This is a genomic window from Sphingopyxis sp. YR583 (assembly GCF_900108295.1).
Classification (GTDB): domain Bacteria; phylum Pseudomonadota; class Alphaproteobacteria; order Sphingomonadales; family Sphingomonadaceae; genus Sphingopyxis.
This window is the reverse complement of sequence record NZ_FNWK01000002.1, coordinates 97087-111199: the sequence shown is the minus strand read 5'-3', so window position 1 is coordinate 111199 and position 14113 is coordinate 97087. Positions and strand designations below refer to the sequence as shown.

Annotated in this window: 13 protein-coding genes; 5 read left to right on the top strand and 8 right to left on the bottom strand. The window is 61.7% G+C overall.

What is annotated here, in order from left to right; genetic code table 11:
* Positions 1–89: 89 nt before the first annotated feature.
* The 8 genes from BLW56_RS12515 to BLW56_RS12480 form a co-directional block, all read right to left on the bottom strand.
* Positions 90–1304: a nucleotide sugar dehydrogenase gene (locus BLW56_RS12515; RefSeq protein ID WP_371262235.1), complete on the bottom strand. Its 1215-nt coding sequence runs from the start codon at positions 1302–1304 to the stop codon at positions 90–92.
* 72 nt (positions 1305–1376) lie between these two features.
* Positions 1377–2837, bottom strand: a complete 1461-nt coding sequence (locus BLW56_RS12510) for a protein adenylyltransferase SelO (protein ID WP_093511042.1) — start codon at positions 2835–2837, stop codon at positions 1377–1379.
* Between the two features lie 23 nt (positions 2838–2860).
* Positions 2861–3964, bottom strand: coding sequence for a hypothetical protein (locus BLW56_RS12505; RefSeq protein WP_093511041.1), 1104 nt, complete (start codon positions 3962–3964; stop codon positions 2861–2863).
* Between the two features lie 108 nt (positions 3965–4072).
* Complete coding sequence (locus BLW56_RS12500) at positions 4073–5248, bottom strand: MBOAT family O-acyltransferase (RefSeq protein WP_093511040.1); 1176 nt, start codon at positions 5246–5248, stop codon at positions 4073–4075.
* Positions 5249–5260: 12 nt separating this feature from the next.
* On the bottom strand, positions 5261–5839 hold the full coding sequence (locus BLW56_RS12495; protein ID WP_218140520.1) for a GNAT family N-acetyltransferase: 579 nt from the start codon (positions 5837–5839) through the stop codon (positions 5261–5263).
* Positions 5836–6075 (bottom strand): acyl carrier protein, encoded by a 240-nt coding sequence (locus BLW56_RS12490; protein ID WP_093511039.1) that lies wholly within the window; start codon positions 6073–6075, stop codon positions 5836–5838. Before BLW56_RS12490 ends, BLW56_RS12495 begins: the two co-directional genes overlap by 4 nt.
* Complete coding sequence (locus BLW56_RS12485; RefSeq protein ID WP_143043459.1) at positions 6072–7289, bottom strand: hypothetical protein; 1218 nt, start codon at positions 7287–7289, stop codon at positions 6072–6074. Before BLW56_RS12485 ends, BLW56_RS12490 begins: the two co-directional genes overlap by 4 nt.
* Entirely contained in the window at positions 7286–8461 is a 1176-nt protein-coding gene (locus BLW56_RS12480; RefSeq protein ID WP_093511574.1) for a DegT/DnrJ/EryC1/StrS aminotransferase family protein, read from the bottom strand. The genes BLW56_RS12485 and BLW56_RS12480 overlap by 4 nt, the downstream gene beginning before the upstream one ends.
* 145 nt (positions 8462–8606) lie before the next feature.
* Here BLW56_RS12480 and BLW56_RS12475 point away from each other — a divergent pair, with 145 nt between their 5' ends.
* The 5 genes from BLW56_RS12475 to BLW56_RS12455 all read left to right on the top strand — a co-directional run bounded on the left by BLW56_RS12475 (position 8607) and on the right by BLW56_RS12455 (position 14111).
* Positions 8607–9911: a hypothetical protein gene (locus tag BLW56_RS12475; RefSeq protein WP_143043458.1), complete on the top strand. Its 1305-nt coding sequence runs from the start codon at positions 8607–8609 to the stop codon at positions 9909–9911.
* Between the two features lie 141 nt (positions 9912–10052).
* The gene (locus tag BLW56_RS12470) at positions 10053–11363 is read left to right on the top strand and encodes a nucleotide sugar dehydrogenase (protein WP_218140519.1); all 1311 of its coding nucleotides are present in this window, start codon (positions 10053–10055) and stop codon (positions 11361–11363) included.
* A 2-nt stretch (positions 11364–11365) separates the two neighbouring features.
* Positions 11366–12427: a Gfo/Idh/MocA family protein gene (locus BLW56_RS12465; protein WP_093511036.1), complete on the top strand. Its 1062-nt coding sequence runs from the start codon at positions 11366–11368 to the stop codon at positions 12425–12427.
* A gap of 11 nt (positions 12428–12438) precedes the next feature.
* Entirely contained in the window at positions 12439–12996 is a 558-nt protein-coding gene (locus BLW56_RS12460) for an acyltransferase (protein ID WP_093511035.1), read from the top strand.
* Complete coding sequence (locus tag BLW56_RS12455) at positions 12993–14111, top strand: DegT/DnrJ/EryC1/StrS family aminotransferase (RefSeq protein WP_093511034.1); 1119 nt, start codon at positions 12993–12995, stop codon at positions 14109–14111. Before BLW56_RS12460 ends, BLW56_RS12455 begins: the two co-directional genes overlap by 4 nt.
* Positions 14112–14113 lie beyond the last annotated feature (2 nt).

Below are 14113 nucleotides of genomic sequence, written 5' to 3'. Positions count from 1 at the left end.
GTGCAACCCGTTTCTCCCCGTTCGACTAGCTAACTCTCCGACAATGGGACAGTTCCCGGCGATGCGGCGAGTTGCGTTGATGGAGAAAGTCAGGAGTCGGCGCCGAACAGATCGCGGCTGTAAACCTTGTCCGCGACATCGGCGAGATCGTCGGTTACGCGGTTCGCGATGATGACGTCCGCTTCGGCCTTGAACGTTTCGAGATCGCGGATGACGCGCGAGTTGAACAACCGGTCCTCGTCGACCAGCGGTTCATAGACGATCACCTCGATCCCCTTGGCCTTCACACGCTTCATCACGCCAAGGATGCTGCTGGCGCGAAAATTGTCCGAGCCCGCCTTCATCGCGAGCCGGTGGATGCCGACGACACGCGGCGCGCGCTTGATGACTTCGGACGCAATGAAATCCTTGCGCGTCGTGTTCGACGAGACGATCGCCTGAATCAGGTTCTGGGGCACATCCTTGTAGTTGGCGAGCATCTGCTTGGTGTCCTTGGGCAGGCAATAGCCGCCGTAGCCGAAGGACGGATTGTTATAGAATTGGCCGATCCGCGGATCGAGGCACACGCCTTCGATCACCTGGCGCGAGTCCACACCGTGTGCTGCGGCATAGGTATCGAGTTCGTTGAAGAAGGCGACGCGCATCGCAAGATAGGTGTTGGCAAACAGCTTGATCGCCTCGGCCTCGGTATTGCCGGTCTGCAATATCTCCGCATCGGGCTTCAGCGATCCTTCGAGCAACAGGCGCGCAAATTTCGCGGCGTACGGATGCGTATCGCCAACGATGATCCGCGACGGATAGAGATTGTCGTACAGCGCGCGCCCTTCGCGCAGGAATTCGGGCGAAAAGACGATCGCGTCGCTGCCATGCTCGGCACGCAACCGTTCGGTAAAGCCGACCGGTACCGTCGACTTGACGATGATCAGTGCGCCCGGCGCCTTGACCAGCGCGTCGGCAATCACGCTCTCGACCGTGCGCGTGTTGAAATAATTGGTGTCGGGATCATAGTCGGTCGGGGTCGCGACGATGACAAAATCGGCGCCTTCATAAGCCGCATCGCGATCGGTGGTGGCGACGAGGTTGAGCGGGCGGCTGGCGAGATATTCCTCGATCTCCGGATCGGCGATCGGCGACTGCTTCGCATTGATCTGCTCGACCTTGCGCGCATCGATGTCGAGCGCGACGACCTGATTATGCTGCGCGAGCAGGATCGCGTTCGAGATTCCGACATAGCCGGTGCCGACGACGGTGATCTTGACCGGAGCGGTGCTTCCGGCCGTCTGCTGACCTTGGATATCGGGCAAGTTTCTCTTCCTGAAGGAGGCTTAGGCCTTCCCCCTAGCAAGCCCCGGGGATGCGCTCAACCGCTGCGGTGCTCAGGTTCCGCAGAAGGTGGTGTAGGGGCCGGCATCGGCAGGGGCAGGCCTTGCATATTCGGCCCATTCGGCGCGTTCGGCATAGGGGTTCCGGATGACCTCGAGCAGTTCGGTCCACGGTCCGAGGTCGCCCGCCTCCGCGCTTGCAAGCGCCGCCTCCACCCTGTGATTGCGCGGGATATAAAGCGGATTGACGGCATCCATCGCGTCGGCCCGTTCGAGCGGCGCGTCGGTTTCGCGCGCCAACCGCGCCCACCATTCGGCGATCCACGGCGCCATGGCATCGGGATCCGGCGACAGGCTTTCGAGCAAAGCCCCGTCGCCGCGGAGCATCATCGCCAGCCCGCGAAAAAACAGCGTGAAGTCGATCTGGTTCTTTTCGAGTTCGTCGAACAACGCATCGGCCAGCGCCTCGTCGCCCGCGTCCGCTTCGAGAAGCCCCAGCTTTCGCCTGGTCGTCGTGCGCCATGCCGCGCTGAATTGTTTCGGGATCGCCTCGACCATCGCCTTTGCCATGTCGACGCCGGCCGGATCGACCGCGTGGATCGCGGGCAGCAAGGCTTCGGCAAAACGCGCCATGTTCCAGTGCATGATCTGCGGCTGGCGGCCATAGGCATAACGCCCGTTGGCATCGATCGAGCTGAACACGGTATTCACCGCGAACCGATCCATGAAGGCGCAGGGCCCATAGTCGATCGTCTCGCCGCTGATCGCGACATTGTCGGTGTTCATCACGCCATGGATGAAACCCACACCAAGCCAGTGCGCGACGAGTTCGCACTGCAGCGCGATGACGCGCTCGAGCAGGGCCAGCGGCGGATTGGCCGTTTCGGCGAGTTCGGGGAAATGGCGCCGGATGCTATAGTCCGAAAGCTGGGCGACGTGGTCGGCCCCGAAATGGGCGGCGAAGAACTGGAATGTTCCGACGCGGATGTGGCTGCTCGCGATGCGGGTCAGCACCGCGCCCGGATGTGCGCGCTCGCGCTGCACCCGATCCCCCGTCGCAACCGCGGCGAGTGCGCGCGTCGTCGGCACGCCCATTGCAGCCATCGCTTCCGAAACGAGAAACTCCCGCAGCACCGGGCCGATCGCCGCCCTTCCGTCGCCATTGCGCGAAAAGGCGGTGGGGCCCGATCCCTTGAGCTGGACATCGAAACGCGCGCCGTCGGGCGCGATGATTTCGCCGAGAAGCAGCGCGCGGCCGTCGCCAAGTTGCGGCGAGAAATGGCCGAACTGATGCCCGGCATAGGCAAATGCCAGCGGATTGGCCCCCTCGGGCGTCGTGCCGCCCGAAAAGATGCGCGCCAGTTCCTCGTCGCCGGCATCCGCGGCGAGGCCGAGCCGCTCGGCAAGCGCGTGGTTGAAAACAAGAAGCCGGGGTGCAGATGGCTTCGCCGCCTCGGCGGGCGCATAAAAGCCTTCCATGGAATCGTGGAAGCTGTTTTCGAACGCGAAATCCATGCCACCTATGTCGAATGTTGACGTCATGAATGCAAGTGGCTGCCGGTCGCGGTGGGCTTTGCGCTGCCGACTTCGACGCAGGGGCCATCCTGCCCCTTGAGCGCACGCGCAAGCACATCGGAAAGCACCGCGCGGCCCCGCTCGTTGAGATGCCCTTCGTCATAGAGATATTCGGGTCGGTTGACCGCAGAACAATCTATCAATCGAATCCGAGACCGGTTTTTCGCCAAGGCTTCATTGAACGCCGGATCGGATATCCGCGATGCGCTTTCGAGGATCGCCGACTGCGGGAGGATGACGACGATATTTTCCGGGCTGATCCGGGCCATGATGTCCAGCGTCGCCTCAAGGCTGCGCCTCTCTTCGGCTCCCCCGTAGAGCGCGCCATTCTGATAGGGACGGTTGCGTTCGGCGAGTTCGGTCCACTGCTTCGCGAGGATATCGGGCTTGCCTGAGTAAAGATAGGTTTCCGCCGGATCGAGTTCGCCGGGGAAATAAGCGTAGCGCGCGAGCGGCTCGCGATATCCCATCGAGGCCCGCCACTGCCAGATATTGTGTCGCAACATCCGGTTGAGCTGTTTGCCCTGCGATTTCAGCGGAAGAGCGAGGCCCGCCGCCAGTCCGGCGCCCTCGCGGCTCGAAAGCGGGCGATAGGACAGCGCGGCCAGATCGCGCCAGCGCAACAGGGCCAGATAGTCGTCGGCCGCAATCGCCGGACGCCCTCCCGAAAACATGTTCCAGCTGTTCATCGCCAGGATCATGCAGCGCGGACGGACATGATGCGTTTCGAGCAGGCGCGCCTGCAATTCGAACACCAGATTATTCCCGCCGGTGGTCCCCGCGTTGACGAAGCCCCGCCCCTGCGATTCCGCCGTCAGCCTGACGGGATCCAGCGCCTCTCGCGCCGCCGAATTCCCAAGGATCACGCAGGCGTCGCCGCGGTCTTCCCGGAGCGTCCCGATCGCGCGGCCGAAATGCGAGCCGGGCGACCAGCTGAAACTGGTCCGATAGCTGTTCTGAAGTTCATTCCAGAACGCGCTGCGCAGCGACAAAGCGAAGATCGCGCTTGCGAGTATCAGGCCGGTCAGCATGGCCGCCGCCTTTCCGGCTTCGCCCAGACGCCTCATCTCAAAAGCCCCCATAGACGAAGGCGGCCGTATCGGATTGCGTCATCACGACGACAGCGGTCAGCATCGCGAGGCAGGCGGCGGTGCGTGCGGCAATGACCAGATATCTCATCGATCATTCCCCACCATTTGCGCCATCGCCGTCAGGTGCAACATCGCAACGACCGTCAGACACACATAGACGGGCCCCACCCAGCGCGCCGCCACCGCGAGCCCCGGATAACGACGACAGAGCGGCCGCCACCAACGGTCCTGCACCAGCTTCTCGATCGACAGCAAAAGCCCGAACAATATGCCCCAGGCGAGGAAAGCCAGCGTCAGACGGTGCCAGATACCCGCGAAGGTAAATGCCAGCACCAGCCCCGTCGTCGCGGTCAGCACGGGAAATTCGCCATTTGTGCGGCGCATCAGGGCAAGCTGAATGGGAAAATAGAGATTCCGCTTCAGCCAGTCGCCGAGCGAAATATGCCAGCGCGTCCAGAAATCGGTGAGGCTGGTCGCCAGAAACGGCCATCGAAAGTTGCGCGGCGTCGGGACGCCGAGCAAACCGCCTATGCCGAGCGCGACCAGAGAATAGCCCGCAAAATCGAGGTAGATATAGAGGAAGGTGATGGCGCTACCCGCGAATGTCGCGGTCGGCCAGTCGCCCGTTGCGCCGACGACCCACAGACGCAGAAGTTCGGCCAAGACGAATTTCACGAACAGCCCGATAACGATCGTCTCGACCCCGCGGGCGAAAACGGCGAGCGACGGCGCCGCCGGCGCGTCGCCCTGCGCAAAGGCGGCGTGCGCCGAATAGACATTTATCGGCCCGGCCGGCAGCATGAAGAAGGGCGCGAGAAAGCCCGACATGGTCAGCGGATCGACCAGCCGCGTACCGCCGCGAACGGCGTTGAGCATGTCCCATGCACGAAGGAAGAGATAGGAATAGGCGATCAATTCGAAAGCACGGGCGATCATCATGCCTCGCGCATCGAGCGAGCCCGCGATGCCGAGTTCGAACAATTGTTTGCTGGCGAAAAACAGCAAGATCAGGCCCGCAAGCGTCGCGCCGAACAGCAGGTTGGCCAACCGCTCGGAAAGCCGTTCCATCGCCCATGCGGCACCCCACAAGAGCGTCGCGAGGCACAGGATTGCGAGCGCGGGCCGCCCGCCGAGGATGAAGCCCAACGCGCCCAGATTCAGCGCACCGAACCAGAACCCCGTCCGGAAGATGGGCAAGCGGATCGCGACGAAAATGATCGCCGCAGCTACCCAGAAATGGCTATCGAGCTGGATCGGCACCGGTCGCGATCACTACGACCGCAGATAGGCATGGAATGGCAGGTCGCCATCGTCGGATCGGACGAAACCCAGCCGCCGATAGAAAGCGATGGCTCGCAGATTGTCGCGATGCACGTGCAAGGCCAAAGGTGCCGCTTCGGGCACCGCATCGGCCAAAGCGAGCAACAACGCGTCGGCTACACCCGTTCCGCGCAGCGCGGATGCCACGGCAAAACGCGCAAGATAATAGGCATCTCCCGATACCGGCGGAACACTCAGCGCCTGCTTCTCCGCCGCAGCGAGAATGTCATCGCTTTCGTCCGGGCTCGCCCGAAGGAGGTGAAACAGGCTCGCTTGCTGCCGCGCGCGGAGTTCGGCTGCGGGATAGGCCACAAGCAACCCCGCGACCGCATCATCCACCAGTGCGACCTGCCCTGCCCCAAGCTCGGTCGAGACGTCATCCATTTCGTCGGCGAGCACAGCGAGCAGCGGCGCGTCCTCGACGGGCAGCATATCATAATAGGGCGCCAGCGCTTCGCGCGCGAGGCCCGCGGCGGTTACCCGCGCACCGGCAGCCAACGTCGCCGCGCCGACCAGCCGCGGGCCGGTCACGTCTTTTGCGCGATCATCGCGGCCAAATCGCCCAAATTCTCGAAAGAGGAAATCTCGGCCGTGCGGAACTTGATCCCAAAGGCCTTTTCGGCGGCGAGAATGAAGCGGATATGGGCAAGGCTGTCCCAGCCGGGAACGTCACGCGCGGTCGTTTCCGGCGTGACCTCCAGCGTTTCATCCTTGAATTGCCCGCGTACCAGCGCCGTCAACTGGTCCCAGATTGCGCTATCCATCATATGTCATCCTGCTCGGTAAATCGGGCCTGTCGCTGCCTGGGGGCCAGCGCGGCCCGAACGGCTGCGGGCCACCGCTCCGTCTCAAGCCCATGCTGGGCAACGAAGGCCAGCGCAAGCCGTTCGTAACCGACACCGAAGCATCCCGTACAGGCGTGATCGCCGCGGTGATCGCGGATATTCAGCGTCCGCCCGAAAAAGTCGCGATGGCTGTTCTGCGAAGCCACGGCGATCGAGCCGCCCGAATAAGGCAGCGGCGCACGCACCTCATATTTCAGTTCGAATGCGGCCTGATAGGCGGCCTGATCCCGATATGTCCCGGCGAAGAATGGGTCGTTCGCCGTCATCACATCATAAGTGAGATCGAGCCGCGCCAATATCTTCTCAAAAGCTTCGCGAACGCGAACGATACCGGCTTCGACGAAATCCTCGTCACCGACGAAGATCAACTCGCGCATGGTAAAATTCCACACACGTTCGAGCGCGTCCATGTTCCGCGATTCATAGCGAAAACAATGGCCGAACGCCGTCGCGACCAGCCCCGCTTCGTCGATCCGCGTGCCCTCGAGCAAATGGTAGAGATGATGGCAGACGGTCGGCGACAGCATCGCCTTTGGCGCCGACATCACCGCCGGATCGACCTTGATCACCGGTCCGCAGCAATGCGCCTCGCTCGCGAACCGTTGGATATCGTCGATATCCTCGTTCAGGTGGCTGACGAACGACAGGCTGTGCGGAAAATTTTTGAAATACTGTACTTTCTCGAGATAGGCCGACGAAATGAGCGCCGGGAAGCGGTAGCGATCCGCGCCCTCGACCTCGGCAATTTGCGTCAGCTCGGCCTCGAAAAAATCCATCAGCCCGGTCAGGAGCGGACCGATCGCGAAGAAGCCCTCCCCTTCGCGAACGACCTCGCGCCGCGCGAGCAGAAGCGGCATCGGGTCGTCTGTAAACGCCATCTGCCCCTTGTGCCCGGAAAGCGTCCGGATATCGGGGAGGAAGGCATCCTCGCACATCGAGACCACGAGTTGCCTTGCCTTGGCTTCGAGCCCGTCCTGTTCGGCGGGTGAAAGCGCCCACAAAAGCGTCGCTTCGATCGCATTTCCCTCATCGGTCAGCACGGCATTTTCGAGCCGGACATCGAGATATGCGAGCTTCGACTGCACGTCGCCGCGCAGCGGAACGGGAACCGGCTCGGCAAGCCCGATCCGGATCACGATCGTGCCCGCTCCAGCACGGCGGCCACCACCGAACAAAGATGATCCAGTTCTTCGGCGGTCAGGGTCGGGTGAACGAGGAACATCACGCTCGTCTCGCCCAGGCGGCGGGCCGTCGGCAAACGCTCGGCAGGTCGCCAGTCGGTGCCATCGAATGCCTTTTCCAGATAGATTTCCGAACAAGTGCCGTGCAGCAACGGCGCGCCGGCGGCATTGACCTCGGCAACGATGCGGTCGCGGTCCCAGCCGGCGGCCAGCGCCTCCGGTTTGACATAAGCATACAGCCTGTAAAAGGCGTGCGTCACCGTTTCGGGATCGGGCAAGGGGCAGCGTATGATATCGGCAAAGGGTGCGAGCGCCGACGCGATACGCATCGCGTTTTCGGTACGCCGCGCGGTCCAGTCCGCCATATAGCCAAGCTGGATATTGCCTATTGCCGCCTGCATTTCGAGCATCCGCCAATTGGTGCCGAAGCTTTCGTGCACCCAACGAAAACCGGGGGCATGCTGGCGATTATATACGGCGTCCCAGCTTTTTCCATGGTCCTTGAACGACCACATCGCGTCCCACAGCTCTTCGTCATCGGTCGTCACCATGCCGCCTTCGCCACCGGTCGTCATGATCTTGTCCTGACAGAAAGACCAGGCGCCGACGTGACCGAACGAGCCGACCATCCGGCCGTCGATCATCGCGCCATGCGCCTGCGCGCAATCCTCGATCACCTTGATCCCGCGCGATTTCGCCAAATCCATGATCGCGGGCATGTCACACGGCCAGCCGCCGATATGCACCGGAATGATTGCCTTTGTCCGATCGGACAAAACCGCCTCGATCGTGCGGGAGGAGATATTGCCGCTGCCTTCGTCGACGTCCGCGAAGACGGGCGTCGCGCCGGCATTGATCACGGTGGAGACCGAGGCGATGAAGCTTCGCGGCGTCACGATGACTTCGTCTCCCGGACCGATCCCCATGCAATGCAGGGGCAAGTCGAGCGCAACGGTGCCGTTCGTCAGGGCAATGGCTCGCGCGCTTCCGCCCCACTGGGCGAAGGCCGTTTCGAATTCGCGGCAGCGCTGGCCGGTCCAATAGTTGACCTTGTTTGACGACAGCGTTTCTGCCACAGCGGCGACTTCCGCCGCGGTGTATGAGGGCCACGAGCTTCTGCTTGTCATCGAACCATCCATATCCAGCTTGCGGGCGGTGATCTAGGTAAGTCGAAGACGCTTAGCAAGTCCGATCCAAATCGAAAGCGCGCGTAAAATAATCATGGAAGTCAAAGGCCAAGCGATCCCTAAAAGCGCAACGACAGCGCCGGGGATGTCCATATCGTCGCGCAATGCTGCGGTCTTTTCGGCCGTGTCGCTGCTTTGCTTTATTCTGTACAATTACCTCTACGATGTAATCCTGTTCAACTATTACTACTATTTGGGTTTCACGAAGGTGCCCGTCGATATCGACAGGATCGCCATTCCTATCGCCATCGCGCTGGCCCCTTTCACTCTGCTCACGCGAAACCGGATCGCGTCGTTCGTCCTGACCCTGAACATTCTCTTCATCCTGATTCCGACCGGCGTATGCGCGTGGAACGGAGCGGTGCCGCTTTCGGTATTCCACCTCACCTTCGCCTCGTCGGTCGTCATCGCCGTCGTCGCCTCCTACCCGGCCAACATGAAGATCAGGCCGGTGCCCCAGGCATCGATCGATTATTCGTTATGGATTCTGCTCGCGATCTTCGCACTGATCTTCATCATCCTGTTCATCAGCGGCACGCAGTTTCTGAACTTCTCACTCGTCGAGGTATATGAATTCCGCGACCAGGCTCGGGAATCCTTGCCGGTCATATTCGAATATGCACGATCGACCGCAACCGCATCGATGCTGCCCGTCGGCGTCGCGCTGGCGCTGCGTGACAAGCGCATCATTCTCGTCGCCGGCTATGCCGTCGGCGCGGTTTTTCTTTTCGCGCTTTCTTCACACAAGGCCATTCTCTTCTCTTTCCTCTTCCTGATCATAACCTTCTACTCCTTCCGATTCCGGTACAATTACATGATGATCTGGGCGGCCGGGTTCGTAGGCTTCGCGGTTCTCTTTTATATCGAGAATGCATTGATGGGCCGGGGCATTCTGGAGAGCAATTTCGTCGGCGACCTGCTGCTGCGGCGGACGATCTTCACGCCCGCGCTCCTCAACGGCTATTATGTCGACTTTTTTTCCGGCAATCCGATGTATTATTGGAGCAATTCCAAAATCACGCTTGGTTTCATGCAGCCGCCTTACAGCATCGGGCCGTCCTATGTAATCGGCGGCTTCATGTTCGGCGACTTTACCCTATCGGCGAACACGGGCATCATCGGCAGCGGTTACGCAAATGCTGGCATGATCGGCGTCTTCGCCTATTCGCTGATGACCGGATTGATCCTCTCCTATCTCAACTTTTGCGACAATGAACGCAGCCCGGCAATCATGTGCACTTATTTCGCGATGCTCTTTCATACCATCTTCCGCGACACGGACCTGATCACCGCCTTCCTCAACCACGGCTTGCTGATATTTCTCGTCCTCGTCCTGCTTGTGTCGCGCCATCCCTATCGCCCGCAGCGAGCGAGCGAAGCGCCGCTGTGACCCTTTCATGATTTGCATTTGCACAGGTCCGGCGATAGGTGCGCAGCGCGCCGCAGGAACGGCTGCACAGCGACGCATATTGCCGTGTAGCCAGTCCTGTCGACGCTCGATATTTACCGATCGCATGACGCGGGAGTTGTTGTGATTCTTGAAAATTTTCTGAAGCGTGTGGCGGATACCGACGCCGTCGTCGGGATTGTGGGCTTGGGCTATGTCGGTCTGCCGCTTATCTTGCGCTTCAGCGAAGTCGGCTTTCCGACCATCGGGTTCGATATCGACGAGTCCAAGGTCGTCGCCCTTGAGACAGGCCGCTCGTATATCGACCATATACCCTCGTCGCAGATCGAGGCCGCGCGGGCAGCGGGCCTGCAGGCGACCACCGACTTCTCGCGCGCCTCCGAATGCGACGCGTTGCTCATCTGCGTCCCGACTCCGCTGGGAAGGCACCGCGAGCCCGACCTGTCTTACGTGCTGGATACGGTCGAGGCTTTGCTTCCCCATATCCGCGAGGGACAGTTGATGGCGCTTGAAAGCACCACCTATCCCGGTACCACCGACGAAGAGCTGTTGCCGCGGATCGCGGCTCGCGGTTTCGCGGTGGGCGAAGATTATTTCCTCGTATTTTCGCCCGAACGCGAAGATCCGGGCAATCCGAACTTCACCACCCGCACGATCCCGAAGGTCGTGGGCGGCGATACGGAAGCGTCGCAGCAGGCCGGCCTCGCCCTCTATGGCCGGATCATCGACACGGTCGTGCCAGTAAGCTCGACGCGTGCGGCGGAGATGACCAAGCTGCTCGAGAACATCCATCGCGCCGTCAACATCGGCCTCGTCAACGAGATGAAGGTTGTTGCCGACAAGATGGGCATCGACATTCACGAGGTGATCGGCGCGGCGGCGACAAAGCCCTTTGGCTTCGTTCCGTACCAGCCCGGCCCCGGCCTTGGCGGTCACTGCATCCCGATCGACCCCTTCTATCTCAGCTGGAAAGCGCGAGAGTTCGGGGTGAACGCCCGCTTCATCGAACTGGCGGGTGAAATCAATTCGTCGATGCCCGACTATGTCATCGGCAAGCTTGCAACGGCCTTGAACGATGCTGGCAAGACGATCCGCGGTTCGCGCGTTCTCGTACTCGGAATCGCATATAAGAAGAATGTCGGCGACATGCGCGAATCCCCGTCTGTCGTCCTGATGGAGCGCCTTGAGGACATGGGTGCGGTCGTGACCTATCACGACCCGCATGTTCCGGTCTTTCCGAAGATGCGCGATCACCGACATTTCGACCTGGCGAGCGTGACGCTGGACGCTGCGACCTTGGCCGCCGCCGATGTCGTGTTGCTGGCGACCGACCATGACGGCTTCGATTACGATCTGATCGCGAACAACTCGCCGCTGATCGTCGACACCCGCGGACGCTACCGCACTCCGCGCCCCAATATCATAAAGGCATAACGATGCTCTTTCGACGCCCCCCCGTTGTCGACCGCCCTGTCCGCTTCGCCCTCGCCGGCTGCGGCCGCATTGCGAACAATCATTTCGGCGCCATCGAAAGCCACAGCGATCGCGCCGAAGTCGTCGATGTCTGCGACATCGATCCGGCGGCGCTCGCACAGGCGGTCGCGAAAACCGGCGCGCGCGGGCATGACTCGTTCACCGCGATGCTGCAATCGACCGATGCCGATGCCGTCATTCTGACGACGCCGAGTGGCCTCCATTCCCGCCAGGCGATCGAAGCCGCGCAGGCTGGCTTTCATGTCGTCACCGAAAAGCCGATGGCAACGCGCTGGGAAGACGGCCTGCGAATGGTGCGCGGCTGTGACGAAGCCGGCGTCCGCCTGTTCGTGGTCAAACAGAACCGCCGCAACGCGACATTGCAACTGTTGAAGGACGCGGTCAGCCGCGGCCGGTTTGGCCGCATCTATATGGTCAACATCAACGTCTTCTGGACCCGGCCGCAGGACTATTACGACAGTGCCGACTGGCGCGGCACGTGGGAATTCGATGGCGGCGCGATGATGAATCAGGCCAGCCATTATGTCGATCTGCTCGACTGGCTTATTGGCCCGATCGAAAGCCTCCACGCCTACACCGCAACGCTCGCGCGCAACATCGAGGTCGAGGACAGCGCCGTCGTCAATGTCCGCTGGCGCTCGGGCGCGCTCGGATCGATGAACGTCACCATGCTGACCTATCCGAGAAACCTCGAAGGCAGCATCACGATCCTTGGCGAAAAAGGCAGCGTCCGCGTCGGCGGCGTCGCGGTCAATGAAATCCAGCATTGGGAGTTCGAAACTCCCGACCCGATCGACGACCAGGTCAAATCGGCATCATATGAAACGACCTCCGTCTATGGGTTCGGCCATCCGCTCTATTACGACAATCTGATTTCGGTTCTCCGCGGCGAAGCCGAACCGGAAACCGACGGGCGTGAGGGCCTGCGCTCGCTCGAGGTGCTCATCGCATCCTATCTTTCGGCGCGCGAGGGCCGCCGCGTGGCCCTGCCGCTTCACTATTGACGCGAGCGGCCATGACCATCCACGAAACCGCCATTGTCGACGCCGGGGCACGCATCGGCGATGGCACGCGGATCTGGCACTGGGTCCATGTTTGCGCCGGTGCGCAGATCGGCGCCAATTGCTCGCTGGGCCAGAATGTCTTCGTCGGCAACGACGTTCTCATCGGCAACAATGTGAAGATCCAGAACAATGTCTCGGTCTATGATGCGGTGACGCTGGAAGACGACGTATTCTGTGGTCCGAGCATGGTGTTCACCAATGTGCACAACCCCCGCGCGGCGGTCGAACGCAAGAATGAATACCGGCGCACGCTGGTGGGGCGCGGTGCCACGCTGGGCGCCAATTGCACCATTGTCTGCGGCGTGACGATCGCGCCCTATGCCTTTGTCGGCGCCGGCGCAGTCGTATCGCGCGACGTTCCCGCGCATGCGCTGGTTGCAGGCGTACCCGCGCGACGTATCGGCTGGATGTGCCGTTGCGGCGTCCGGCTGGAGGGCGAAGGCGATGTGACGTGCGGCGCCTGCGCATCTGAATATCAGATCGATCAAGATGGATGTACGCCTCAATGAACGCGCAGCCCCCCATTCGTTTCATCGACCTTGCCCGGCAATATGAGCAGCTGAAGCCCGAGGTCGATGCGGCGATCCATCGCGTTCTCGACCATGGTCAATATATCATGGGTCCGGAGATCGCTCAGCTCGAGACGCGACTGGCGGACTATGTCGGCGTCGAACATTGCATCGGCGTCGCCTCGGGAACCGAGGCTTTGCTGATTGCGCTGATGGCGCTCGACATCGGTCCGGGCGACGAAGTCATCACGACCCCCTTCACGTTCATCGCAACGGCCGAAGTCATCGCGTTGCTGGGCGCGACGCCGGTCCTTGTCGACATCGACGCGAGCTGCAACGTCGACCCGGCGCTGATCGAGGCGGCAATTACCGACCGCACGCGGGCCATCATGCCCGTCGCTCTCTATGGCCAATGTGCCGACATGGCTGCGATCAACGAGATTGCAGCCCGCCATGGTAATATTCCGGTCATCGAGGACGCCGCGCAGAGCTTTGGCGCCACCTTCAGCGGCGACAAGAGCTGCGGTGTGTCGACGATCGGCTGCACCAGCTTCTTTCCCTCGAAGCCGCTCGGCTGTTACGGCGACGGTGGCGCGATCTTCACGCGCGATGCCAAACTGGCGACGGCCATGCGGGAGATCCGCGTTCACGGCCAGGAACGCCGATATTATCATACCCGCATCGGCGTCGGCGGACGGCTCGACACGATTCAGGCCGCAATCCTGCTCGCGAAAATGGACACGTTCGAAGAGGAAGTCCGCGCCCGCGTCGCGATCGGGGACAAGTACCGGGCGCGCCTGCGCGATATCCCGGGAATAGACTTGCCGCTCCTCCGACAGGGCGACGATTGCGTATGGGCGCAGCTTACCATTTTGACCGACGAGCGCGACGCGCTGGCGAAACATCTGAATGAAGCCGGCGTGCCGACCGCGATCCACTACCCGGTGCCGCTGCACCATCAGCCGGCCTATCGCGACCTTTGCCGCCTTCCCGCGCCGGTGCCGCACGCCGAAAGCGCCGCGCGCCGCGTATTGAGCCTCCCGATGCACCCCTATCTGAGCGACGCGGAAATCGATCATATCGTCGAAACGGTCGAGCGTTTCCAGAAGGCCTGACG